Source organism: Streptomyces sp. CB03234, from assembly GCF_001905885.1.
GTDB lineage: Bacteria > Actinomycetota > Actinomycetes > Streptomycetales > Streptomycetaceae > Streptomyces.
Genome location: NZ_LIYH01000010.1, coordinates 25,855 through 50,201, shown reverse-complemented (window position 1 = coordinate 50,201; position 24,347 = coordinate 25,855). Strand labels below are relative to the sequence as shown.

At 71.7% G+C, this 24,347-nt stretch carries 17 protein-coding genes and 1 pseudogene; 14 read left to right on the top strand and 4 right to left on the bottom strand.

Annotated features, from left to right (window positions below; translation table 11 throughout):
* The first annotated feature begins 16 nt into the window (after positions 1–16).
* The 3 genes from AMK26_RS34330 to AMK26_RS34320 are packed head-to-tail and all read left to right on the top strand — an operon-like array spanning position 17 to position 2,774.
* Positions 17–727: a (Fe-S)-binding protein gene (locus tag AMK26_RS34330; RefSeq protein WP_073760024.1), complete on the top strand. Its 711-nt coding sequence runs from the start codon at positions 17–19 to the stop codon at positions 725–727.
* The gene (locus AMK26_RS34325; RefSeq protein WP_073760022.1) at positions 724–2,142 is read left to right on the top strand and encodes a lactate utilization protein B; all 1,419 of its coding nucleotides are present in this window, start codon (positions 724–726) and stop codon (positions 2,140–2,142) included. Before AMK26_RS34330 ends, AMK26_RS34325 begins: the two co-directional genes overlap by 4 nt.
* Positions 2,139–2,774, top strand: a complete 636-nt coding sequence (locus AMK26_RS34320; protein WP_073760020.1) for a LutC/YkgG family protein — start codon at positions 2,139–2,141, stop codon at positions 2,772–2,774. The genes AMK26_RS34325 and AMK26_RS34320 overlap by 4 nt, the downstream gene beginning before the upstream one ends.
* A gap of 11 nt (positions 2,775–2,785) precedes the next feature.
* On the opposite strand, the gene AMK26_RS34315 is transcribed toward AMK26_RS34320, so the two are convergent.
* Complete coding sequence (locus AMK26_RS34315) at positions 2,786–3,586, bottom strand: bestrophin-like domain (RefSeq protein ID WP_073760018.1); 801 nt, start codon at positions 3,584–3,586, stop codon at positions 2,786–2,788.
* 356 nt (positions 3,587–3,942) lie between these two features.
* Here AMK26_RS34315 and AMK26_RS34310 point away from each other — a divergent pair, with 356 nt between their 5' ends.
* The 3 genes from AMK26_RS34310 (at position 3,943) to AMK26_RS34295 (ending at position 7,442) form a co-directional block, all read left to right on the top strand.
* Positions 3,943–5,376, top strand: a complete 1,434-nt coding sequence (locus tag AMK26_RS34310; RefSeq protein ID WP_073760016.1) for a family 2B encapsulin nanocompartment shell protein — start codon at positions 3,943–3,945, stop codon at positions 5,374–5,376.
* A gap of 390 nt (positions 5,377–5,766) precedes the next feature.
* Entirely contained in the window at positions 5,767–6,615 is an 849-nt protein-coding gene (locus tag AMK26_RS34300) for a geranyl diphosphate 2-C-methyltransferase (protein WP_073760012.1), read from the top strand.
* Between the two features lie 122 nt (positions 6,616–6,737).
* The gene (locus AMK26_RS34295) at positions 6,738–7,442 is read left to right on the top strand and encodes a helix-turn-helix domain-containing protein (protein ID WP_079277984.1); all 705 of its coding nucleotides are present in this window, start codon (positions 6,738–6,740) and stop codon (positions 7,440–7,442) included.
* A gap of 30 nt (positions 7,443–7,472) precedes the next feature.
* On the opposite strand, the gene AMK26_RS34290 is transcribed toward AMK26_RS34295, so the two are convergent.
* Both AMK26_RS34290 and AMK26_RS34285 read right to left on the bottom strand, forming a co-directional pair.
* The gene (locus AMK26_RS34290) at positions 7,473–9,869 is read right to left on the bottom strand and encodes a glycoside hydrolase family 65 protein (protein ID WP_073760010.1); all 2,397 of its coding nucleotides are present in this window, start codon (positions 9,867–9,869) and stop codon (positions 7,473–7,475) included.
* A complete protein-coding gene (locus AMK26_RS34285) occupies positions 9,866–10,615 on the bottom strand; it encodes an HAD family hydrolase (RefSeq protein ID WP_073760008.1) in 750 nt (249 codons plus the stop codon). Before AMK26_RS34285 ends, AMK26_RS34290 begins: the two co-directional genes overlap by 4 nt.
* A 239-nt stretch (positions 10,616–10,854) precedes the next feature.
* Between AMK26_RS34285 and AMK26_RS34280 the strand changes: the two genes are divergently transcribed.
* The 8 genes from AMK26_RS34280 to AMK26_RS34245 all read left to right on the top strand — a co-directional run bounded on the left by AMK26_RS34280 (position 10,855) and on the right by AMK26_RS34245 (position 22,059).
* Positions 10,855–11,901, top strand: a complete 1,047-nt coding sequence (locus AMK26_RS34280; RefSeq protein ID WP_073760006.1) for a tetratricopeptide repeat protein — start codon at positions 10,855–10,857, stop codon at positions 11,899–11,901.
* 542 nt (positions 11,902–12,443) lie between these two features.
* Complete coding sequence (locus AMK26_RS34275; protein ID WP_073760273.1) at positions 12,444–13,433, top strand: polyprenyl synthetase family protein; 990 nt, start codon at positions 12,444–12,446, stop codon at positions 13,431–13,433.
* A 437-nt stretch (positions 13,434–13,870) separates the two neighbouring features.
* Entirely contained in the window at positions 13,871–14,092 is a 222-nt protein-coding gene (locus AMK26_RS34270) for a hypothetical protein (RefSeq protein ID WP_073760004.1), read from the top strand.
* A 104-nt stretch (positions 14,093–14,196) separates the two neighbouring features.
* Positions 14,197–15,006, top strand: a complete 810-nt coding sequence (locus AMK26_RS34265; RefSeq protein WP_073760002.1) for an HlyD family efflux transporter periplasmic adaptor subunit — start codon at positions 14,197–14,199, stop codon at positions 15,004–15,006.
* On the top strand, positions 14,991–17,219 hold the full coding sequence (locus tag AMK26_RS34260) for an NHLP family bacteriocin export ABC transporter peptidase/permease/ATPase subunit (RefSeq protein ID WP_073760000.1): 2,229 nt from the start codon (positions 14,991–14,993) through the stop codon (positions 17,217–17,219). Before AMK26_RS34265 ends, AMK26_RS34260 begins: the two co-directional genes overlap by 16 nt.
* Position 17,220: 1 nt before the next feature.
* Positions 17,221–20,058, top strand: coding sequence for an NHLP bacteriocin export ABC transporter permease/ATPase subunit (locus AMK26_RS34255; protein ID WP_073759998.1), 2,838 nt, complete (start codon positions 17,221–17,223; stop codon positions 20,056–20,058).
* A 121-nt stretch (positions 20,059–20,179) separates the two neighbouring features.
* On the top strand, positions 20,180–20,407 hold the full coding sequence (locus AMK26_RS34250) for a hypothetical protein (protein ID WP_143608702.1): 228 nt from the start codon (positions 20,180–20,182) through the stop codon (positions 20,405–20,407).
* Between the two features lie 488 nt (positions 20,408–20,895).
* Entirely contained in the window at positions 20,896–22,059 is a 1,164-nt protein-coding gene (locus AMK26_RS34245) for an ATP-binding protein (protein ID WP_079277982.1), read from the top strand.
* A gap of 1,373 nt (positions 22,060–23,432) precedes the next feature.
* Here AMK26_RS34245 and AMK26_RS34235 read toward each other — a convergent pair.
* A pseudogene (locus AMK26_RS34235) lies at positions 23,433–23,920 on the bottom strand (IS5 family transposase); the annotation flags it as partial.
* Between the last annotated feature and the right edge of the window lie 427 nt (positions 23,921–24,347).

Below are 24,347 nucleotides of genomic sequence, written 5' to 3'. Positions count from 1 at the left end.
GAAGGAAGGAGCCGCGATGCGCGTCGCGCTGTTCGTCACCTGCGTCAATGACGCGGTGTATCCCGCGACCGGGATCGCCACGGTGAGACTCCTCGAACGCCTCGGCGTCGAGGTGGATTTCCCGGCGGCCCAGACGTGCTGCGGCCAGCCCCAGTACAACACGGGCTACCGGCGCGAGACCGAGCCTCTGGTACGCCGTACGGCACGGGCGTTCGAGGGGTACGAGTACGTCGTCACCCCTTCGGGTTCGTGCGCGGCCATGGTGCGCGACCACTACGCCGCCCTCGGCGAGCCGGGGCTCGGGCCCCGGACGTACGAGCTGACGGAGTTCCTGGTCGACGTGCTGGGCGTGACGGACGTGGGCGCGTACTTTCCGCACCGGGTGACCTACCACCCGTCCTGTCACGGGCTGCGGCTGCTGGGGCTCGGCGACCGGCCACGCCGGCTGCTCCAGGCGGTCAAGGGCCTGGAGCTGGTGGAGCTGCCGGGCGCGGAGGAGTGCTGCGGTTTCGGCGGGACGTTCGCGGTGAAGAACCCGGCGGTGTCGGTGGCCATGGGCCGCGACAAGGTGCGCAACGCGGTGGGGACGGGGGCGGAGGTGCTGTGCGGTGCCGACAACTCGTGTCTGATGCACATCGGCGGCGTCCTCAGGCGTGAGGGCGAACGGGTGCGGGCCGTGCACATCGCCGAGATCCTGGCCAGTACCGAAGAGGAGCCGCTGCGGTGAGTGGAACGTATCTGGGCATGCCGGCCTTCCCGCAGGCGGCCGGCGAGGCGGTTGCCGATCCGGTGCTGCGGGCGAACCTGCGGCACGCGACGCACACGATCCGCGACAAGCGGGCCCGGGCGGTCGCGGAGCTGGACGACTGGGGGGCGTTGCGCGAGGCGGGCAAGCAGATCAAGGACCGTACGCTGCGCCATCTGGACACCTTCCTCGTCGAGTTGGAGGAGGCCGTCACGGCGGCCGGGGGCACGGTCCACTGGGCGGCGGACGCCGCCGAGGCCAACCGGATCGTGACCGGACTGGTCAAGGCGACCGGTGAGCGGGAGGTCGTCAAGGTCAAGTCGATGGCGACGCAGGAGATCGGCCTGAACGAGGCCCTGGAGGCGGAGGGCATCGCCGCGTACGAGACGGATCTCGCCGAGCTGATCGTGCAGCTGGGCGAGGACCGGCCCTCCCACATCCTGGTGCCGGCGATCCACCGCAACCGGGGGGAGATCCGGGACATCTTCCGTGACCGGATGGCGGACTGGGGCCGGCCCGCGCCCGACGACCTGACCGACACCCCCGCCGACCTGGCGGAGGCGGCCCGGCTGCACCTGCGGGAGAAGTTCCTGCGGGCGAAGGTGGGGATCTCGGGGGCGAACTTCATGGTCGCCGAGACGGGCACGCTGGTCGTGGTCGAGTCGGAGGGCAACGGGCGGATGTGCCTGACCCTGCCGGAGACCCTGATCTCGGTGGTCGGGATCGAGAAGGTCGTACCGACATGGCGTGACCTGGAGGTGTTCCTCCAGACGCTCCCGAGGTCGTCGACGGCCGAGCGCATGAACCCGTACACCAGCATGTGGACGGGGACGACGGACGCCGACGGCCCGAGCACCTTCCACCTGGTCCTGCTGGACAACGGCCGCACCGCCACGCTCGCCGACGAGGTCGGCCGCCAGGCGCTGCGCTGCATCCGCTGCTCGGCGTGCCTGAACGTCTGCCCGGTGTACGAGCGGGCCGGCGGGCACGCGTACGGCTCGGTCTACCCGGGCCCGATCGGCGCGATCCTCACCCCGCAACTGCGCGGTACGGCGAGCGACATCGACGCCTCCCTGCCGTACGCGTCCTCACTGTGCGGGGCGTGCTACGACGTGTGCCCGGTCGCCATCGACATCCCGGAGGTGCTCGTCCACCTGCGCGGCAAGGTCGCCGAGCGGGGCGGGAAGGGGCACCGCCTGGAGCGGGCGGCGGTCAGGGCGGCCACCTGGCTGCTGGACCACCCCGCCGCCCTGGCCGCCGGCGAGCGCGTGGCCTCGGCGACCCGCAAGGCGCACCCGTCCAGGCCGCCGGGCGCCGGGGCGTGGACGGACGGCCGTGACCTGCCCGAGCTGCCGGAACGGTCGTTCCGCGACTGGTGGAAGAGGAACCGCACATGAGCTCCCGCGACCGGATCCTCGCCCGTGTCCGCGCGGCCACCGCCGGCGCGCCGGACGCCCCCGAACCGGCCCGTGACTACCGCACGAGCCACTCCCCCGACGACCCGGCCGCCCTGCTGGACCTGCTCCACGAGAACCTGGCCGACTACCGGGCGCATGTCCACCGCGCGACCGAGGAGGAACTGCCGTCGCTGATCGCCCGGTTGCTCGCCGAGCGCGGGGCTGCCTCGGTCGCCGTGCCGCCCGGCCTGCCGGCGGCCTGGCTGGCAGGTACGGACGCCGAGCGGCGCCATGACACGGCGGGGCGCCCGCTGGACGCGTACGAACTCGACGCCACCGATGCCGTCGTCACCACCTGCGCCCTGGCGATCGCCGAGACCGGCACGATCGTCCTGGACGCGGCGGAGGGCCAGGGGCGCCGCGCCCTGACACTCGTACCCGACCTGCACATCTGTGTCGTCCGCGCGCCGGACCAGGTCGTCGCCTCGCTGCCGCAGGCGCTGCCGCGGCTGGACCCGGCGCGGCCGCTGACCTGGATCTCCGGGCCGTCGGCCACCAGCGACATCGAACTGGACCGGGTGGAGGGCGTGCACGGCCCTCGCACGCTCGACGTCGTGCTCGTGGGCGGATGAGGAGGTGAAGGTCAGGCGGCCGGCTTGCGGCCCTGCGCGTCGCAGGGCAGGGCGGCCTCGCCGTGGGCTGCCACGAAGTCGTCCGAGATGTCGCGGGAGGCGTCGGCGATCGAGGTGGCGGGCACGTCGATGATGCCGCCGAAGGGCCGGTCGACGTCGTGGATGATGAGCAGCGACGCGGTCAGCAGGATGGTGAGCACCACGAGGGTGGCGAGCTCCGTGGCGAATCTCCGCAGCGGCAGGCAGAAGGCGAGCACGATCACCGTCACCGCGAGGGTGATGAGCATGAACCAGTAGAACAGCGGCGCGATGGCCGGCGTCGATTCGGCGATGCGTGCCTGCCGTGCCTCGGAGCGGTCCCGGTCGGCGTCGATCAGGATCCCGAAGACCGCGTCCTGGCGGTCCACGCCCTTGAGCTGCTTGCGGAAGTCGGTGCTCCATACGCTGGGCGCGGTGGACGCGCTGCCGCGCACCATGGCCGGCCATTCGATGGCGTGGACGGCGCGGGCGTAGCAGACGGCGTCGGCCTGGAGTCGTACCCGCTGGGGATCGGGCGCGAAGTCGGCCACCTCGAAGAGGTGGTCCACCACGCCCGCCTCCTCCCGTGCGGCGTCCTCCGCGTCGCCGTAGGACTCGGCGGCCAGCACCATGACGAAGGCCAGGACGAGTACGGCGAGCGTCAGCAGCGGCTCCATGAAGTCGCGCACGGTGAGCGCGTCGGCCTGGTCCTCCACCAGCCGTGGGCGCAGCAGCCGGTTGGCAGCCAGGCCCAGCACCAGGGCCAGACCCACCACCAGGAGAGTGGTCAGCACAGTCGTCCTCCCGCTCCGTTCCGTTCCCGTCGGTGTCGTGGATAGCCGACGGAGGCGCGCCACACCCGGCGGCGCGAGGTGGTTGCATCCGTATGCGGGCTGAGTGAACGTTTCACCGTTCACGTACAGGTGAGAGCGGTGCGTGTGACACAGGGGGACGCCCGGGGGGCGCGAAAGGGCGTGAAGGGAGGCGTGCACCCCTGGGGCGCGCTACGGAGAAAGGTGCGCGCCTCGAACGACCGACCGTCACCATGCGTTACAGCTAGGGACCGACAGTGATTCCGCCAGGTCGGCCAGGGTGCCCTGACCACCCGTCACGAGCCGAGCGGATCAACACACTAACCGAAAGACAGCCGATGACAGTCGAGACCCGTCCGGCCCCGGCGGCGCCCGAGATCATTTCGCAGGAATCCGTACAGCTGAGCCTCAGCACCAAGGCGGCGCGCAACCTCGCGACCACCACCAAGTCCCAGCCGCAGATGCAGGAGATCAGCTCCCGCTGGCTGCTGCGCAAGCTCCCCTGGGTCCACACCCCCGGCGGCACCTACCGGGTCAACCGACGGCTGTCGTACGCGGTCGGGGACGGCCGGGTGACGTTCGTCCAGACCGGGTCCAAGGTGCAGGTCGTACCGGCGGAGCTGGGCGAACTGCCGCTGCTGCGCGGGTTCAGCGACCCCACCGCGCTGGCGGCGCTGGCCGACAAGTTCGTCCAGAAGGAGTTCGACGCCGGTCAGGTGATCGTGGAGAGCGGCCGCAAGGCCGACCAGGTCTTCCTGATCGCCCACGGCAAGGTGGAGAAGCTCGGCAAGGCCAAGTACGACGACGCCGAGACGCGACTGGGGATGCTCGCCGACGGCGACTCCTTCGGCGGCCGGATGCTGGCCTGCGACAAGGACGCCAAGTGGGAGTTCACCGTCCGCGCCACCACCAGGACCACGGCGCTGGTGCTCACGCAGGCCGCGTACAAGCAGGTGGCCGGCCAGTACGAGTCGCTGCGCGACCACGTCCAGGGGCTCTCCTCCAACGGGCACAAGCCGACGAACAAGTACGGCGAGGTCGAGATCAGCTTCCTGTCCGGCCACGAGGGCGAGCCGGACCTGCCGACCACCTTCGTCGACTACGAACTCGAACCGCGCGAGTACGAGTTGAGCGTCGCGCAGACGATCCTGAAGGTCCACAGCCGCGTCGCGGACCTCTACAACCAGCCGATGAACCAGACCGAGCAGCAGCTCAAGCTCACCATCCAGGCGCTGCGCGAGCGCCAGGAGCACGAGCTGGTCAACAACCCCGACTTCGGGCTGCTGAACAACACGGACTACAACCAGCGCATCCAGGCGCACGCCGGTCCGCCCACCCCGGACGACCTGGACGACCTGATCAGCATGCGGCGCAACACGCAGTACCTCTTCGCCCACCCGCGCACGATCGCGGCGTTCGGCAAGGAGTGCAACAAGCGGGGCCTGTACATGGGCAGCGTCGACGTCGGCGGTCACCAGATCCCCGCGTGGCGCGGCATCCCGCTCCTCCCGTGCGGGAAGATCCCGGTCACCGAGCACCACACGTCGTCGATCATCGCGATGCGTACCGGCGAGGACAACGAGGGCGTCATCGGCCTCTACCAGACGGGTCTGCCGGACGAGTACGAGCCCGGGCTGAACGTCCGGTTCATGGGCATCGACGAGAAGGCGATCATCTCGTACCTCGTCAGCACCTACTACTCGGCCGCGATCCTCGTGCCGGACGCGATCGGCATCCTCGAGAACGTCGAGGTCCGTCCGCGTGCCGAGTAGCCACCCCGGCCCGGGGACGGCGGCGACGCGACTGGCGCGGCTGCCGTCCCCCTCAGCGTCACCGTCCCCGTCGCCGTCACCGTCCCCGTCGCCGTCGCCGTCTTCGTCCCCGTCCCCGTCGGCCGTGACCGGGAGCAGGGCGTGCAACGCTCCTGTACGGGCCGCCACGGGCGGCCCCGGCACCCCGGCCTGACCGGGCACCCCCGCCATCCGGTGCGGTCGCCGGGGCCCAGCCGTCGAAGCCGTCCGCGTCAGGGCCCCGGCGGCGGACGGCTCGGCGCGGCGGCTCGCGCTGTCCTGCCCGCCCGCCGTCGCCGAGGCCGCCGGCTGAGCCGTACGCGGCCCGCCCGTAACCCCCCACACATCAGAACGTCAGAAGGAGTCGCCCCCATGACCGTGAACGACGTACTGCGCACCGACTACCAGAAGTCGGTGGCCGCGTACTGGAACACCAACCAGCAGGACCCGGTCAACCTGCGCCTCGGCGAGGTCGACGGCCTCTACCACCACCACTACGGGCTCGGCGAGTACGACCCCTCCGTACTGGAGGGCCCGGAGGACACCCGGCAGGAGCGCATCACCCGGGAACTGCACCGCCTGGAGACCGCGCAGGCCGACATCCTGCTGGACCACCTGGGCCCCGTCACCGCCGAGGACCGGCTGCTCGACGCCGGTTCCGGGCGCGGCGGCACCAGCATCATGGCCAACCAGCGCTTCGGCTGCTACGTGGACGGGGTGTCGATCTCCGAGTACCAGGTCGGTTTCGCCAACACCCAGGCGGAGGAGCGCGGCGTCTGCGACCGCGTGAGGTTCCACTTCCGCAACATGCTGGACACCGGTCTGGAGACCGGTTCGCGCCGGGCCGCCTGGACCAACGAGACGACCATGTACGTCGACCTCTTCGAGCTGTACGCCGAAATGTCCCGCGTCCTGCGGCGCGGTGGCCGCTACGTCTGCATCACCGGCTGCTACAACGACGTCACGGGCGGTCGTTCCAAGGCGGTCAGCCGTATCGACGAGCACTACACGTGCAACATCCACCCGCGCAGCGAGTACTTCAAGGCCATGGCGGCCAACGGCCTCGTGCCGATCAACGTGGTCGACCTGACGGCGCAGACCATCCCGTACTGGGAGCTGCGCGCCAAGTCCTCGCTGGCCACCGGCATCGAGGAGCCGTTCCTCACGGCGTACAAGGAAGGCAGCTTCCACTACCTGCTCATCGCGGCCGACCGGATCTGACCGGATCCGACGGGATCCGGTCCGTGGGGTGTGGGAGCGCGCCGAGGCGTACCGTGGGCTGGTAGGCAGCCTGCGTAGCGCACATGGCCCACGTGGCGCACCTGGAAGGGACGGTGCCTCCCATGCCCGAGAAATCGCTGTTGCGGGGACTTGACGCCGGTACGCACGCCCACGGGCCCTGCCGGGGGGACATCGGCCGACGGGTGGCCGCGCGCCGGGAGCAGCTCGGCCTGAGCCGCGAGGAGGTGGCCGTTCGGGCGGGATCCGCGCCCGGGTACATCCAGTACCTGGAGGAGCAGACCGCCACGCCCGGCATCGGCTTCCTGCTGCGGCTGGCGGACGCCCTGGAGACCAGCGTCATGGAGCTGACCGGCGGCACCGCCGACCTGCCGCCCGGAACCGGCCATCCCCCGGTCCACCCCCAGCTCGTCGACCTCGGCCTCGACGAGTGCCGCACCCTGCTCGGCACGCACGGTGTGGGGCACGTGGCCGTGACGACGCACGAGGGCCCCGCCATCCTGCCGGTCGACTATCTGATCACCGACGGCGAGGTCGCGTTCCGGGTGGGACGGGACACGCTGCCGCCCACGACCGGGGAGAGCCAGATGGCGTTCGAGGTCGACCACATCGACGACGCGCTGTGCCGCGGCTGGAGCGTCCTGGTCGTCGGCACCCCGCACGAGGTCACGGACCCCGACGCCGTACGGAGGCTCGACGACCTGGCGTACAGCACGCCCTGGTCCGAGGGTCAGGAGGCCTGCTGGATGGCGGTCACGCCCGCGCGCGTCAGCGGCCGGCGGATCGACGTGCCGTACGCGCACGCGTGAGCCCCACAGGACACACCTTGCGCCGGGGCTTCAAGCGGGCAGCCGCAGGTCCCATGTCTCGCCCGGCTCGACGGTGACGGCCACGCCGCCGTCCAGCTCGACGCCGATCGGCTCGCTTCCGGAGCCGGGCACGGCGATGTGCAGGTTGCCCGGCGTCATGCGCAGCCGTACGCCCCAGTGGCCGCGGTAGCGGAGGGTGAAGTCGTACTCGGACAGCTCGGGCAGCGGCACCGGGTCGAGCCGGAGCACCCCGCCGCGCGTCTCCAGGCCGGTCAGGCCGCGCTGTACGAGGTCGAGGGTGCCCGCCATCGCGCCCAGGTGGATGCCCTCGCCGGTGGTGCCGCCCTGGACGTCGGCGATGTCCCCTTCGAGTGCCTCCTGGCAGAACCGCCATGCCTCGGAGCGGCGCACCCGGGCCAGGACCCAGCCGTGCACCAGGCCGCTGAGGGTCGAGCCGTGGCTGGTGCGGTGCAGGTAGTAGTCGACGGTGCGCCGCCAGGTCTCGTCGCCCAGCGAGTACCCCAGGCGGCGCATCAGCGCGCCCAGCTCGGCGGGCGAGAAGAGGTAGCCGAGCATCAGCACGTCGGCCTGCTTGGACGCCTGGTAGCGGTTGACCGAGTCGCCCTCGGCCTCCAGGATCCGGTCGAGCCGGCGGATGTCGCCGAACCGCCGGCGCCATCCCTCCCAGTCGAGTTCCGCGAGGTCGCCGAAGCCCTCGAACTGGCTGATGACGCCCTGGTGGAACGGCACGTGCAGGCCGCGTGAGACGTCCTCCCACAGCTCCAGCTCGCCGTGGTCCAGCTCCGTGCGCTCGGCCAGCTCGCGCCGGCGCGGCTCGGGAAGCGCGCGCAGCAGCTCCAGGGTGCGGGCGAGCACCCACGCGGCGGTGACGTTGGTGTACGCGTTGTCGTCCAGGCCCGGCCGGTCGGCGTCCGGGTAGGCGTCGTGGTACTCGTCGGGGCCGAGGACGCCCCGGATGCGGTAGCGGGCCAGGTCGCCGTCCCAGGCGGCGCGGCATGCCCAGAAGCGGGCGATCTGGAGGAGCATCTCCGCGCCCTTGGTGTGCAGGAACTCGGTGTCGCCGCTGGCCTCGCAGTACTGCCACACGTTGTACGCGATGGCCGAGCCGACGTGGTGCTGGAGGTGGGAGTGGTCGGGCAGCCAGCGCCCCGAGCGGGGGTTGAGGTGGAGCAGCTGGGTCTCCTCGCGGCCGTCGCTGCCGCTCTGCCAGGGGTACATCGCGCCGGTGCAGCCCGCGTCGCGGGCGGTGAAGCGGGCGCGTTCCAGCCGCCGGTGGCGGTAGGTGAGCAGGGCGCGGGAGACCTCGGGGAAATGCAGGTTCAGGTAGGGCAGGACGAACAGCTCGTCCCAGAAGATGTGGCCGCGGTAGGCCTCGCCGTGCAGGCCGCGGGCCGGGACGCCGACGTCGAGGTCGGCGGTGTGCGGGGAGAGGGTCTGCAGGACGTGGAACAGGTGCAGGCGCAGGATGCGGCCCGCCTCGTCCGGCACCTCCAGCTCGGCCCGCCGCCACAGCTGCCGCCAGGCGGCGCGGTGGGACGCCAGCAGCGACTCGAAGCCGGGTGCGCGGCGTACCCGGTCGACGGCGGCGTGCAGGGGGTCGCTGATCGCCGCGTCGCGGGAGGTGTGCAGGGCGACGGTCTTGTCGACGACGACCGCGCTGCCCGGCCGCACCTCGAAGCGGAAGCTCTGGGTGGCGCGGCAGTCGGCGTGGTGGACGGTGAGCCCGGTGTCCTCGGCGCCGGCGGTGGTCGTGCGGGCGGCCATGCCGATGCGGATGTCGGAGGTACGGGTACGGCAGCGCAGCCACACGGTGTCGGCGGCGGAGTCGCCCGTGTGCACATGGGTGAGGTGGCGTGAGGCGAGCTGCCGGTAGCGGGCCACGCCGCTGTTGGTGACGTCGCCGTCGAGGGCGGCCTCGACGTCCAGCGTTCCCGCCCAGTTCTCGGCGGTGAACTCGGTGCGCAGCGCGGCGAGGTGCGGGTCGGCCATGTGCACGATGCGGGTCTGCCGCACCGCGAGGCGCCGGCCGTCGTCGTCCTCGTACCGGGTCAGGCGCTCCAGGGTGCCGGAGCGCAGATCGAGCGTCTGGCGGTGATCGACCAGCTGGTCGCTGTCGGGGCCGAGCCATTCACCGGGGGTGTCCGGGTCGCCGATGCGGTAGCGCAGCGGCAGCCAGTTGGGCAGGTTGACCATGTCCTCGTTCTCGACCGCGCGGCCGGCCACGTCGGACGTGAGGCGGTTGTAGCAGCCCGCCACATAGGTGCCCGGGTAGTGGACGCCGTGGGCGGAGCACTCGGTGGCGGCGCCGCGGGTGGCGAAATAGCCGTTGCCGAGGGTGCACAGGGACTCGCGGAGGCTCTCCTTGGCGGGCGCGTACCCCTCGTACTCCCAGGTCCAGTCCGTCACGACGGCACTCCTTCGCAGAGCAGCTCCGTGAGGTCGTGCACGACGGTGTCGGCGCCCGCGCGGTGCAGTGCGTCCCCGGTGTCCGGGTCCGCCGCGCGGTCCACGCCGACGACCAGCCCGAAGCCGCCGCGCCGGCCGGCCTCGACGCCCGCCAGGGCGTCCTCGACGACGGCGCAGGCGGCGGGCGGCGTGGCGAGCCGGCGGGCCGCCTCCAGGAAGAGCGCGGGGTCGGGCTTGCCGGGCAGCCGGAGCCGGGCCGCCTCGGCTCCGTCGACGCAGGCGTCGACGAGGTCGAGGACCTTGGCGGAGGCGAGGACCTCGCGGGCGTGGCGGGAGGCGGAGGCGGCGGCGAGCGGGGTGCCGGAGCGGCGCAGGGTGTGCAGCAGCCGTACGGCGTCCGGGTAGGCGTGGACGCTTCGTTCCCGGAGCCGTTCGGTGAACAGTCGTTCCTTTTCGGCGGCGACCGCCGCGACGGTGGCGGGGGACGGGTCCAGCCCGCGGGAGGCGAGGAAGGCGGCCGCGCCGTCGGGGCGGGACTTCCCGTCGACGTACCGGAGGTAGTCCTCGGTGGCGTCGAACGGCCGGCGCTGGGCCGGGTCGGCGGGCGGGTGGGCGCGCAGGAGGGCGTCGAAGGCGGCCTTCCAGGCCGTGGCGTGCGCCCGGGCCGTGTCGGTGAGCACGCCGTCGGTGTCGAACACCACGGCGCGCATCGCCCGCAGCCGGTGGGCGGGGGCCTGTGCGGTCATGGGCGGGCCTCCTTCGGCGGGCCTCCTTCGGTGGTCCTGGCCTCGGCGGGTTCCCGGCTATGGCCTTCGTACGCGGAGAGTCGTCACCATCCGTCACCCGAAAGTGGAACCTCCGCCGGCTCTTGATCCTCTTCCCTCCCGAAGCGCGCGCAGTCAGCTGAAGAGACGAGAGAAGGGGGCGCCGTGTCGATGGCCCACATGCCGTACGGTCCACGGCCGCCCCTGGCGGAAAGGCACTTATGTTCAGCAAGGCTCTCGCGCCGGAGTACCAGGGTGCGCTCAGCGCGCTGTCGGTGAACTCCTCGCTCACCGATGTGCTCGACGCGGCGACCGAGCAGATGACCGCCGCCCAGCGGGCGGGGGACGCGCACGAGACGGCCCGCGCGGCGCTCGCGGTAGCGGAGGCGCACCGGCGGCTCGGCCATGTGGCGGCCGCGGACCGGGCGTGGAAGTCGAGCTACCGCACGGCCCGTTCGGCCGGGGACGTACCGGCCATGGCGTGGGCGCTGTGGAGCGGCGGCACGCTGGCCCGGCAGCGCGGTGCGCTCACGCTCGCGTTCCGGCTGCTGCGGTACGCGGCCGACCTGGGCAAGCGCGGCGGGGACGTGGTCGCCCACGGCTATTCGCTGGCCGGGCTCGCGGAGACGGGCCGTATCCAGGGTGACTACGAGGCGGTCGGCGCCCTGCACGACGAGCTGCTGGCGGAGGCACGCGCGCGGGGCGAGGCCCGGCACACGGTGTGGGCGCTGGAGGGCATCGCGCAGATGCACCGCAACAGTGGCCGGTACGACACGGCGTACGAGCTGTTCGAGGAGGCCGCCGGCATAGCCGCTGCCGCCGACGACCGGCGCGGTCACGCCTGGGCGCTGCGCGGGCTGGCCGACATCGTCTCCGTACGCGACGGGGACGCCGCCCGCGCGCTGGAGCTGCTGGGCCGGGCGGAGGCGGGCTGCCGCGAGATGAACCTGTCGAGCGCGCTGGCCTACAACCACAAGATGCGTGGGAACGTGCTGTACCGGGCGGGGCGGTACGCGGAGGCGCTGGAGACGTACGAACAGGCGCTGGCCGAGTTCCGCGAGATCGACGAGCCGCGCGGCCAGGCCCTGTCCCGCCTCGGCGCCGTCAAGGCCCGCGCCCGCCTCGGCGTCGCCGACCCGGCCCGCACGGCCGCCGAACTGGCCGAGCTGGGCGGCGTCCTGGACCGGATGGGCCTGCGCCACGCGCGCGCCATGGTCGACAAGGCCCACGCCGAGCTGGGCCTGCCCATCGAGGAGCCCCGCCGATGACACTCCCCCGGCCCACCGCCCCGAACGCCCCGTCCAGCCCCACGCCCCCGGACGCCCCGGCCTCCCCCACGGCCCCAGCACGGGCCACCCGAGAGGCCCCGACCCCGACCCCGGCCCCAGGCGCGGCAGACCCCGCCGCCCCGCCGGAAGGCCCCGCCCCGGTGGACGCAACCCGCCCGGGGGTCCTTCCGCGCGGCCGGGAAAGCGTCGGCGCGGGGCAGGCCACGGGCATGACGGATGCCCCCGGCGAGGCGGGGGCGAGGCCCGGCCGGGGCGCCGCGCGCGCGGGATGCGGCACGGGCCCATGCGGTGACCCGACGGAGGGCCTGCCGCCCGGAGCGGGCGGACCCGGCGTGCGGGAGCACGCGCGCGTGCCGGACGCCTCGGACCCGCCGGGCATGCCGGGCGCGGTGGGCCCCGTACCGGTGGACGGACCGTGGGCGGGCGACCACGCGGCCGCACCGCACGGCCTCGCCGCGGGCGGCGCGCGCGACCACCCGTCCGAGCCGGACGCCGCCGAGCTGCTGGCGCGGTGCCGGGGGATGGTGGAGCCGGTGTTGCGGGCGCGGGTGGCGGGGATGCACGCGTGGCCGGCGGAGATGGCCGGGTACGCCTTCGGGTGGTGCGAGCGCGGCGGTGAGCCGCGTACCGGAGCGTCCGGGAAAGGGGTGCGTCAGGCACTGGCCGTGCTGTGCGCCGAGGCGGCCGGGGCGGCGGCGGACAGCGCCGTCGACGGGGCCGTGGCCGTGGAGCTGGTCCACACCTTCACCCTCCTCCACGACGACATCATGGACGGCGACGAGACCCGCAGGCAGCGCCCCGCCGCCTGGAAGGCGTACGGGACGGGGCCCGCCGTACTGGCCGGGGACGCGCTGTTCGCGCTGGCCTTCGAGGTACTCGCCGGTTCGCCCGGCCCACACGGCGGGGCGGCGGTGCGGCGGCTGTCCCGGGACATGGCGGACGTGGTGGACGGCCAGGCCGAGGACCTGCTGTTCGAGGGCCGGCCGTGGACGGGACCGGGCGCCGTCCCGGTCGACGCGTACCTGCGCATGGCCGAGCACAAGACAGGCGCCCTGCTGGGCTGCGCGGCGGCGCTGGGCGCCCTGCTGGCGGGCGCGCCGGCGGCGACGGTGGACGCCCTGTCCACGGCGGGGCGGCAGCTCGGCGTCGCCTTCCAGGCGGTCGACGACGTGCTGGGCCTGTGGGGTGACCCGGCGACGACGGGCAAGCCGGTCCACGGTGACCTGCGGCGCCGGAAGAAGACCCTGCCGGTGCTGGCCGCCCTGGCGGCGGACACGCCGGCCTCCCGCCGGCTGGCCGCGCTCCTCGCGGAGCCCGGTCCGCCGGCCGGGGCCGCGCTGCGGCGGGCGGCCGGGCTCGTGGAGGAGGCGGGTGGCCGGGAGGCGGCCCTGGCGGAGGCGCGGGGCCGCCTGGACCGGGCGAGGGCCTGCCTCGGCAGCGTCCCGCTGGCTCCCGAGCCGGCCGGCCGGCTCCTCGCGCTGCTGCCGTACGTGGTGGGCCGCTCCGTGTGACGTGAGCGCGGAACGGACGGCTCCGACAAAGTCGGTCAACGCCAGGAAAACGGCCAATTCCCCACCCGGCACGCACATCCGTTATGAGGCAATGCCAGCGAATCTGCACACCGAATGTACAGGCGTCACACCGCCTGCCACGGCCCCTCATGACACCGGCCGGACGGCTCCACCCTTGATGCCGGAATGTCCCGTTCCGAAACGCCCGGGCGGCAGCCCCTGGAAAGGCAAACGGCCGCCCGTGTGAAGAAGCTGGCACCAAGTCATGGACGCACCTGCACATCGACGTAATTCCACACCGGTGAACCGTCGTTACGGGCCCTCGCCGGATTGGCTGAGCAACGCACCCCCGTGCTTTGATCCTTCGCACTGCGGCAGCCGCACAAAAGCTCGCTCCGTAGTCATTTCGAGTTATTCGTGTGAAGGGAACCATCACCATGAACCCCCAGATCCAGACCCAGGAGATCTCCGACGCCGACCTGGACGCCGTGTCCGGTGGCCTCCACAGCTCCGTCGCCGACAGCGTTGTCGCCAACGGGACCGCCACGCTGGACTCGGTCGCCCCGGTTTCGGCCGTCGCCACCTCGGGCGTCGCCGCCGTCGAGTCCTTCGCGGGCCTGAACTCCTCCGCCCTCACCGGCTTCGTCGCCGGCCTCTGAGACGGCATGAGTGAGCCCCGGAACTTCCCTGTTCCGGGGCTCACCGCGCTGTTCGCTTTCTGAAGCTTCCTGAATCGGACATTTGCAGTCGAGGGAAGAGTTACGTGCAGTTCCGCCAAAAGGCCCTTTCCAAGCTGCAGTCCCCCGAGGAAATAGACCTGCCGGTGCGTTTCGCCCGGCCGCAGGGCCTTCTCGTCCTGACCGTCACCGTCCTCGCCATGGCCGCCGCGGCCGTCTGGGCCGTCACCGGATCGGTCTCCTCCACGCTCACCGCGCCCGGCGTCCTCACCCACGGCAAGGGCAGTTACATCCTCCAGAGCCCCGTCGCCGGCCAGGTCACCGGCGTACTCGCCGAGGAGGGCGACCACCTCCCCGCCGACGCGCCGCTGCTGAAGGTCCGCGGCCCCCAGGGCGTTGACTCCGTGGTGCGCACCATCGCCGCCGGCCGGGTCACGGCCCTCGTCGCGACGATCGGATCCGTGGTCACGACGGGCTCGGACGTGGCGGCCGTCGAGCGGGTCGAGGAGGAGGACGCGCCCCTGATGGCGATGGTGTACGTACCGGCCGACCGGGGCGCGACCGTACCCGTGGGCGCCTCCGTCGACCTCACCGTCCAGTCGGTGCCGACGCAGACGTACGGTGTGCTGCGCGGCCGCGTGAAGGCCGTCGGCCGGACCGCCCAGACCCGTCAGCGGATCACCGCCTTTCTCGGCAACAGCCAGCTGGGTGAGCAGTTCTCGCGCGCCGGCCAGCCGGTCGCCGTCCTCGTCGAGCTGGAGCGCTCGCCCTCGACGAGGACCGGGTACGCGTGGTCGACGTCGGACGGCCCGGCGTACGCACTCGACTCGATGACCCTGGTGAGCGCCTCCGTGCACCTTGCCTCCCAGGCCCCGATCGATTGGCTGCTCCCGTGAGCGCGCCGGGCGGCCGCCGCCGCGCCCAGCCGGCGCCGAGGACACGCACCGCCAAGCGGCCCAGGGCCGTCCGCACGCCCACCGTGCTCCAGATGGAGGCCGTGGAGTGCGGCGCCGCCTGCCTCGCCATGGTGCTCGCCCACCACGGGCGCCATGTGCCCCTGGAGGAGCTGCGCATCGCGTGCGGGGTCTCCCGCGACGGCTCACGCGCGAGCAACGTCCTCAAGGCGGCCCGTAGCTACGGCCTCCAGGCCAAGGGCATGCAGATGGAGCCGGCGGCGCTGGCCGAGGTGCAGGCCCCGGCCATCCTGTTCTGGGAGTTCAACCACTACGTCGTCTACGACGGGACGGGGCGCCGCTTCGGCCGCCGGGGCGTGCACATCAACGACCCGGACAAGGGCCGCCGGTTCGTCTCGCCGGAGGAGTTCGACACCAGTTTCACCGGGGTCGCCCTGGTCTTCGAGCCGGGCCCGGACTTCCGCCGGGGCGGCCGCAAGCCGGGTGTCCTGGGCGCCGTGCCCGCGCGGCTGCGCGGCACGACGGGCACCTTGCTGGCCGCGCTGGTGGCGAGCCTCCTGCTGGTCGCGGTGGGCGCGGCGGTGCCCGCGCTCAGCCGTACGTACATCGACATGTTCCTGATCGGGAACCAGACCTCGGTGCTGGGCCCGCTGTTCGCGTCCATGGCGGCGATGGTCGCCCTGACCGCCGTACTGACCGGGCTGCAGCAGGCCAACCTGCTGCGTGGGCGCATCATCTCCTCCACCCTCAGCAGCGCCCGCTTCCTCCGGCACCTGATGCGGCTGCCCGTCACGTTCTTCGCCCAGCGCAGCCCCGCCGACCTGGTGCAGCGGCTGCAGTCCAACGACGCGGTGGCCGAGACACTGGCGCGGGACCTGGCGGCGGCGGGAGTGGACGGCATCGTCGTCATCCTCTACGCGCTGCTGCTGTGGACGTACGACCCCCAACTGACCGTGGTGGGGGTGCTGATAGCGCTCCTCAATGTCGTGGCGATGCGGATAGTGATCCGGTTGCGGGCGACGCACACGCAGAAACTGCGGGCCGACAGCGCTCGGCTGACAAACACCTCGTACACCGGTCTCCAGCTGATCGAGACCATGAAGGCGACCGGTGGCGAGAACGGCTACTTCCGCCGCTGGGCGGGCCAGCACGCGACGACGCTGGAGGTGCAGCAGCGCCTCGGGGTGCCGACCGCCGCACTGGCCGTCGTCGCGCCCACCCTGGCGACGGTCAACAGCGCGCTGATCCTGTGGATCGGCGGACTGCGAGCCGTGGAGGGCCACATCTCGATCGGCCTGCTCGTCGCCTTCCAGGCCCTGGTGACGCGGTTCACCGCGCCCATCACCCGGCTGAACGGCGTGGCGGGCCGCATCCAGGACTTCGCCGCCGACGTGGCCCGGCTGAAGGACGTCGAGAGCTTCCCCGTCGACGCCCTCTACGCGCGCGTGGAGCCGGATACGAGCACCCGCCGCCTCAAGGGCCATGTGGAGCTGGACAACATCACCTTCGGCTACAGCCCGCTGGACAAGCCGCTGCTGAGCGGTTTCTCCCTGACCGTGGGACCCGGGCGGCAGGTGGCGCTGGTGGGCGGCTCCGGCAGCGGCAAGTCGACCGTCTCCCGGCTGATCTCGGGCCTCTACGCCCCCTGGGAGGGGACGATCCGCATCGACGGGCAGCGCCTGGAGGACATCCCGCGCGGTGCGCTGGCCGCCTCCGTGTCGTTCGTCGACCAGGACGTGTTCCTCTTCGAGGGGACGGTGCGGGACAACGTGGCCCTGTGGGACCCCTCCATACCGGACGACGCCGTCGTCGCCGCGCTCAAGGACGCCGCCGTGTACGACGACGTCATCGCGCGCCGCCCCGGCGGCATCCACAGCCGTGTCGAACAGGACGGCCGCAACTTCTCGGGCGGGCAGCGCCAGCGCCTGGAGATCGCCCGCGCGCTGGTGCGGCGCCCGAGCATCCTCGTGCTGGACGAGGTGACGAGCGCGCTGGACGCCCGGACCGAGCAGGTCATCATCGACAACCTGCGGCGGCGCGGCTGCGCGTGCGTGGTCATCGCCCACCGGCTGTCCACGGTCCGCGACAGCGACGAGATCGTGGTCCTCGACCACGGCACGGTCGTGGAACGTGGCCGCCACGAGGAACTGCTCGCCGCCTCCGGCGCGTACGCCGAGCTGGTCAAGGAGCGCTGACATGTCCGTCCACCCGGAGGCCCACCAGGAGGCCCACCCCCAGGTGGCCGCCGTCGACCCGGTGGTCCACGCGCTGGGCGCCCTGGGCTCCCCCGTCGACTGCGCGGGGCTGCGCACCGTCCCGCTGGAGGGCCCGCACGTGCTGTGGCTGGTCGTCGCGGGCGGGCTGGACCTGTTCGCGGTCGACGCCGCCCAGCAGGGCCACTGGCACTTCCTGGGCCGCCTGGAGGCCGGCAGCCTGCTCCTGGGCCCGGTCGAGGGCCCGCAGCACACCCTGGTGGGCCGGCCGACGCAGGACTGCGCGCTGCGCCGGATCGGGCTGCGGGAGCTGTACGCGGGGTACGACCCGTACGCCGGGCGCGATCCGTACAGCACCTACGCCGAACCCACCCCCCTTGAGCACGCCTTCGCGCTGGGCACCGCCCGCAGCCTGGGCGTGCTGTTCGAGGCACCGCTCGACGGTCGGCCCGCGGACGAGGCGGTGGCCGACGACGACATGCTGTGGATGCCGGTCCCGCCCGGCACCGTCCAGTACGGCGCCGGGGAGGCGGCCGCCGACCTGCTGGTCGACGGGGCGCTGTGGCAGCGGATGGTGAACCAGCAGTACCGGCTGCTGTCCGCCGTGGACCGGTGGATCGAGCAGTTGGAGCGCGCCCACGAGGACCGGGCGGCGGCCGGCATGAAGGCGGGCGAGACCGTCCGCGCGCGGGCGGACCAGGCGCTGCTGGCGTCGATCGGCGGGCCCGACCGCGCGGGCCGGAAGAAGAGCTCCGCGGCGGCCGACGACGCCACGTACGCGGTGTGCCGGCAGGTCGCCCGCGCGGCCGGGATCACGCTGGCCGAGCCGTCGGCGAGCGGCGTGGCCGACGAGCGGACCGGCGCGGTGGAGCGCATCGCGGTCGCCTCCCGGGTCCGCACCCGCGCGGTCCGGCTGGAGGGGCGCTGGTGGCGTACGGACTCCGGGCCGCTGGTGGGGCACTGGGCGAAGTCCGGCGCCCCGGTGGCGCTGCTGTGGCGGCGCGGCCGGTACGAGGCGGTGAACCCGGCGTCGGGGCTGCGGATGCGGATCGGTGAGGAGAAGGCCGCCGAGCTGGAGCCGCGGGCGGTGATGTTCTACCGCCCGCTGCCGGAGCGGCCGATGACGCCGCTGCGGCTGCTGGGCTTCAGCCTGCGCGGCGCCGGGGGTGACGTACGCAATCTGGCCCTCGCCGGGCTGGTGACGGTGGGGCTGGGCGCGCTGGTGCCGATCGCGACGGGCCGGATCCTGGGCGTGTACGTACCGGCCGGGCAGACGAGCCTGATCGTGCAGGTGGCGCTGGCCGTGATGATGGCGGGCGTGGTGTCGGCGGCGTTCATGCTGATGCAGAACCTGACGGTGCTGCGGATGGAGGGGCGCATCGAGAGCGTGCTCCAGCCGGCCGTGTGGGACAGGCTGCTGCGGCTGCCGACGAAGTTCTTCGCCGAGCGCTCCACCGGGGAGCTGGCCAGCGCCGCCATGGGGATCAGCGCGATCCGCCGCGTCCTGACCGGGGTGGGCCCGGTGGCCGTGCAGGCGAGCACGGTCGGTGCGATGAACGTGGTGCTGCTGCTCTTCTACAGCGTGCCGCTCGCGCTGGTGGCGATGGCGATGCTCCTGGTCATCGCGGTCGTGTTCCTCGGTCTCGGGCTGTGGCAGGTGCGCTGGCAGCGGCGGCTGGTCGAGCTGAACAACAAGCTCAACAACCAGGCCTTCCAGACCCTGCGCGGGCTGCCGAAACTGCGTGTCGCCGCGGCGGAGAGCTTCGCGTACGCGGCGTGGGCGCGGGAGTTCGCCCGCTCGCGGGAGCTCCAGCAGCGGGCGGGCCGGATCCGGAACGTGACCACCGTCCTGGACGCGGTGTACCTCCCGCTCTGCTCCCTCATCATGTTCATGCTCCTGGCGGGGCCGGCACGCGGCAGCATGACGGCCGGTGAGTTCCTCACCTTCAGTACGTCGGTGACGATGCTGCTGACGTCGGTCACCCAGGTCACCGGGGCGCTGGTCTCGGCCGCCGCGGCGCTGCCCCTGTTCGAACAGATCAAGCCGGTGCTGGACGAGGCCCCCGAGGTACGCGGTTCGACCACCCAGCCCGGCGTCCTGTCCGGCGCCATAGAGGCCCGTAACCTCTCCTTCCGGTACTCCGACGACGCGCCCCTGGTCCTGGACGACGTGTCGCTGGACATCCGGCCGGGCGAGTTCGTGGCGGTCGTCGGCCCCAGCGGCTGCGGCAAGTCGACGCTGCTGCGCCTGCTGATCGGCTTCGACCGGCCGGTGACGGGCAGCGTCCTGTACGACGGCCAGGACCTGACCGCCCTCGACCAGGCGGCGGTGCGCCGCCAGTGCGGTGTCGTCCTGCAGAACGCCCAGCCTCTCACCGGCTCGATCCTGGACTGCATCAGCGGCGCCGAATCCTTCTCCCAGGAGGAGGTGTGGGCGGCCGCCGAGATGGCGGGCCTGGCGGAGGACATCAGGCGCATGCCGATGGGCCTGCACACGATGATCGCGGGCGGCGGGGCGATCTCCGGCGGCCAGCGCCAGCGCCTGATGATCGCCCAGGCCCTCATCCGGCGCCCCCGGATCCTGTTCCTGGACGAGGCGACGAGCGCCCTGGACAACGAGGCGCAGCGCATCGTCATCGACTCCACCCGCCGCCTCAACGCCACCCGCCTGGTCATCGCCCACCGCCTGTCCACGGTGATGGACGCCGACCGGGTGATCGTCATGTCGGCCGGCCGCATCGTCGAGCAGGGCCCCCCGTCCGCGCTCCTCTCCGACCCGCGCGGGCACCTGTACGAGCTGGTACGCCGCCAAATGCGCTGACCGGACACCCCTCGAAAGGGTGGGGTTCGCCCTCCGGGGCGCGCCGGTCCCCACGAAACCGGGAACCCCTCCCTCCGAACCCCGCCCGGACGGACCGGGCGGCGCGTCCACGGAGGAACAGATGCTCAGGAAGGCCTTTGCCTGCGCGGCCCTCGTTACGGCCGCCATGGCGCTCGGCGCAGCCCCGGCCGCCGCTCACGACGGCGACAACAACGACAACGGCGACCACGGCAACTTCCACGCCGTCGAGTGGGACAAGGGCAAGGTCGCCGCCCTGGAATCCGCCGGCGGCGCCAAGATCTCCGCCGGCGGCTGGCACAAGGGCGGCGCCATCGGCGCCAACTGGTAGTCGCCCACCCCGCCGTAACGCCGGCCGCCGGGACGACACCAGTCGCCCCGGCGGCCGCGTCGTTGTGCGGGGCCCGTCTTCATAGACACCGTGACCGGTCCAACAGGAGTAGGTGCCGACGTGCCCACCCCGACTGATCCGGCGCTGGGCGACCCGGATGTCGCCGGGCGACGAGGACGACGAGGAGTAGACGGGACCTTGACGGCTCCCCGGGAGCCGGATCGCTGCCCCGGGGGAGAGGTGCCGGAGAGGGAAGGATCTCGCCGGAGTCGAAACTGGGGCCTTGGGGCCGATGGTAAGGGCGCCGTTCACGCACTCCATGGGGCAGCGGCCGCACTCCGGAGCCGGTTCTCCCCCCCTTGGCCGACCGCCTCAGGACAGTCGCTCACACGTCCGCCTGCGACATCGGAGAAACCGCTCTGACCTGGTGTTTTCCTGAGTTTCGCCTAGCCTGAGCAGTTCTGCTGGACACCATCGGAGGGGACATCGTGAGCGAGGAAGCCATACGGTACGACGCCAGCCACATCCAGGTGTTGGAGGGATGGGAAGCTGTTCGCAAGCGGCCCGGGATGTACGTCGGCTCGACAAGTGAACGCGGCCTGCGTCAGATGGTGTTCGAGATCGCGGACCGGGCGGTGAACGATGTTCTGGCCGGCCGTGGCGCCTCCGTGGACATCACTCTGACGCCCGACGGCGGCGTGTGTGTAGCCGACGACGGGCCGGGCGTTCCCATCGACGAGACGGAGGGCGCCGGCGGTCCCGGGCTCGAAACCCTGCTCACCCAAATGCAGGCCGGGCTGGGTACCGAAGGCCGCCACGACGTGACGCTCGGCTTCTGTGGCGCGGGGCCCGCCATCGTCAATGCCCTGTCGCGCCGGATGACGGCCGAGGTGCGGCGCGAGGGAGTCCGATGGGCCCAGGAGTACGCGCGCGGCGTGGCCGCCACCCCGCTCACCGAGGCGGGGATGGCCACCGGAAGCGGGACCACCATTGCCTTCTGGCCCGACGCCGAAATCTTCGGAAGCGTGGAGTTCTCGTTCGACGGACTGGAGGAGCGATTCAGAGAACTGGCCTTCCTGAACCAGGGCCTGGAAATCTCGCTGACCGACCTGCGCCGACCAGATGATTCCCGTTCTGTGCGGCTCCGCTTCCCGGGCGGGACGCGGGACTTCGTCGACTTCCTCGACGACCACACAGCGACCTCCGCCCCCATGGACACTATCGTCTTCGAGCGCGAGGACCCTCGGATGGCGGGGGTGATGGAGGTGGCCTTCCGCTGGTGCAGCTGCCATGGGGAGCGGGTGCGGAGTTTCGCCAACAGTCGGCCCACCGTCGGCGGTACGCACGCGGTGGGCTTCCGCAACGGGATGGCGGCCGCGGTCACCGCGTACGCGCGGGAGCAGGGGGTGCTGACACCTATGGACCCCGACATTGGCGCCGATCGGATCGGCGAGGGCCTGACGGCGGTCGTGTCGGTGAAGCTGGACCGTCCCGAGTTCGAGGGCTCCACGCGCGGCGTGCTGGGCAACTCCGAAGTGCACGACTGTGTCGGACAGGCCGTCCAGGACCACCTCGACAGGTGGCTGAAGGAAGACCCGGAGCGGGCCGCAGCCGTCATCGACCAGATCGTCCAGGGTGCCCGCCGGGACTGACAACAACGAACCGCCCTGCTGGTCCAAATAACGGGACCGGCAAGGCGTTGGCAGTTTGCGAACGGCGAGGTCCCTTGCGGGGTGGCTCAAAGCTGTGTCGCATACGAGCCTCGGAGCCGGTGGTGGAGGGTGCCTCCCTGGAGCCGCCGACAGCCGTGATGGAACGAGAGGTCACGGCCTTTGCGCCACCGCGGGGCGGCCCGCCCCGTTGCCGCCGTGCCGCCGGCCTCGCCGGGCTGCCCCGCCCGCTCCGCGGGGGCTCCGCCGTTCCGCTGGCATCGTCCGCTTTCCTGCTGTCCAACTCGCGCGTCTAACGAGCGGTCCTGGTCTATTCGGTCCAGGTGGGGGTGCAGGAACGTCGTCTCCGGACTCGACGGCGCCCTTTCTCCTTCGGTGTGATTACAGTCGGCACACGCTGGAATGAGGTTCAGCGGGTCCACGTACAGCGCCGGGAACAGCTTCTTGGGTAAAAATGGTGGTGACCGGGCTTTCAGGAGTCATAGGGGCCGCCCCGGAAGTACATACTCCTGTGCGCTCGTGGGCGGTCACCGCGCCCGTGCGCGACATCAGAGCGGTCGGCAGGTGCCGTCCGTTTGGCCAGTTCCCGAAGTGTTTCCAGGCCGGCCAGCACTTCCGAGCGATTGTCCGACCTCTTCATCCACGCCGACAACCGAGCGAACATCGCCCTCGTCGGCCGTACGCCGTCACGCTCTCGCAATTGCGCAGCGACGTAGGCGGACAGCTCGGCGACGTGCTCCTCGTTGTAGGCCCACAAGATCTGACCGACACAACGGGTCTGCAGCCACAGAGGCCGCTGGAAAAACGGATCCTCACTACCACCCAGCACCGCGCCAACCAGCCCAGCTCCCCACACCTCAGGGGTCCAGTCGGCGATGGCACCACACCCTCCACAAGCCAGACGACGCGGCTGGAACAAGAGCTCGCTGAAGTACTTGAGATCAGAAATTCCTGGCCGGGGAACCACGAGGGCACGGCCTTCGCATCGCGGACAGACCACAAGTATCTGACCCGCGAACCGAGCCAACGGGACCCCCGGGTCATGGTGACGAGCGAGATCGGTACGCGGCTCAGAATCCATGACGGATACCATGGCAGGTTCGCGATACAGCCGGCGACCGGGTTCCCGAACATGCCCCACAGCCCCCTACCAGCCACTCTCGATACACGGCCTGGCGTCCTCAGTGGCTCGCGCCGGTAGCGGGTGCGCATGTTAGGCCCGATGTCCCCATGCGCTCTGGGGGACCACCGGGCCGCCCCCACCTGAAGGACTGTGGCAAGAGCGACGACATGTCGCATTCACGGGCTCCCCCTACGTAGCCGCTCCGTCATTGCGTAGCAGAGCATCGAGCCCCATTCAAAGGCTGACCAGCGTCGCCAAACTGGCCTGGCGTGATGACGAAAGCCAGAGGCCGACAGCGGCTGCCCGCTGCGATGTGGATCTTGGTGGTTAGTCCGCCGCGTGAGCGCCCAAGAGCATGGTCGGTCGGCTCGTCGACCGGGGCCCCTTTTGACGGGCCCCGGCAGCGTGCTGGTGGGCCCGGACGATGGTGGAGTCGACGGAGACAACCCAGTCGATGTCGCCTTCGGCGTCGGCCTGGGCGAGCAGAGCTGTCAGAACGCGTTCCCAGGTCCCGTCGGCCGCCCACTTCCGAAGCCGGTTGTGAACGCCTTTCCACGACCCGAAGTGATCAGGCAGGTCCATCCACGGTGTTCCGGTGCGGTACTTGAACGCGATTGCGTCGATCACCTGCCGGTGATCCCGCCACCGACCGCCGCGTCTCGGCGTCCGGTCTGGCAGCAACGGCTCGATCCGCGCCCACTGCGTGTCACTCAACGACACACATCAGTCAACGATCAGATGATCCAACGGAAACGGTCCGGCGCACTGTCACCAGAGCAGCTCGAAGCCACTCCGGAAGACACCGTATTCGCCAGGCGTCTCCCAGCACGTGTAGTGGCAGCCAAGAAGATTGGGCAGGTCAATCCCCAATTGCTCCGCCAGCCCGGCGGCCCCGGTCCTGGATATCCGAGAGGGGGCATCGACGGCTTGACAATGAGCAGTTGCTCCGCGCAGTTCGACAACTACGTACTCCACGCTCCTGCCGGCGCTGACCACCGGTTCCTCGTGGTTCTGCTCGTGCTGGGCATCCATAACCTGCCCACAGAGCCCGCAGCGCAAGTTGTCGTGTGAGGCGTCCACGGCAGGCATCGTACGGCTTGCTCAAACACATGCGGCCACCCCCATCCCCGCCCCAGAACAACCGGAC

What these genes read in the sequence shown, in the direction of transcription:
- AMK26_RS34330 (WP_073760024.1), top strand. Translation starts at nt 17, where the DNA reads ATGCGCGTCGCGCTGTTCGTCACCTGCGTCAATGACGCGGTGTATCCC.
- AMK26_RS34320 (WP_073760020.1), top strand. Translation starts at nt 2,139, where the DNA reads ATGAGCTCCCGCGACCGGATCCTCGCCCGTGTCCGCGCGGCCACCGCC.
- AMK26_RS34310 (WP_073760016.1), top strand. Translation starts at nt 3,943, where the DNA reads ATGACAGTCGAGACCCGTCCGGCCCCGGCGGCGCCCGAGATCATTTCG.
- AMK26_RS34300 (WP_073760012.1), top strand. Translation starts at nt 5,767, where the DNA reads ATGACCGTGAACGACGTACTGCGCACCGACTACCAGAAGTCGGTGGCC.
- AMK26_RS34295 (WP_079277984.1), top strand. Translation starts at nt 6,738, where the DNA reads ATGCCCGAGAAATCGCTGTTGCGGGGACTTGACGCCGGTACGCACGCC.
- AMK26_RS34285 (WP_073760008.1), bottom strand. Translation starts at nt 10,615, where the DNA reads ATGACCGCACAGGCCCCCGCCCACCGGCTGCGGGCGATGCGCGCCGTG.
- AMK26_RS34280 (WP_073760006.1), top strand. Translation starts at nt 10,855, where the DNA reads ATGTTCAGCAAGGCTCTCGCGCCGGAGTACCAGGGTGCGCTCAGCGCG.
- AMK26_RS34275 (WP_073760273.1), top strand. Translation starts at nt 12,444, where the DNA reads ATGGTGGAGCCGGTGTTGCGGGCGCGGGTGGCGGGGATGCACGCGTGG.
- AMK26_RS34270 (WP_073760004.1), top strand. Translation starts at nt 13,871, where the DNA reads ATGAACCCCCAGATCCAGACCCAGGAGATCTCCGACGCCGACCTGGAC.
- AMK26_RS34255 (WP_073759998.1), top strand. Translation starts at nt 17,221, where the DNA reads ATGTCCGTCCACCCGGAGGCCCACCAGGAGGCCCACCCCCAGGTGGCC.
- AMK26_RS34250 (WP_143608702.1), top strand. Translation starts at nt 20,180, where the DNA reads ATGCTCAGGAAGGCCTTTGCCTGCGCGGCCCTCGTTACGGCCGCCATG.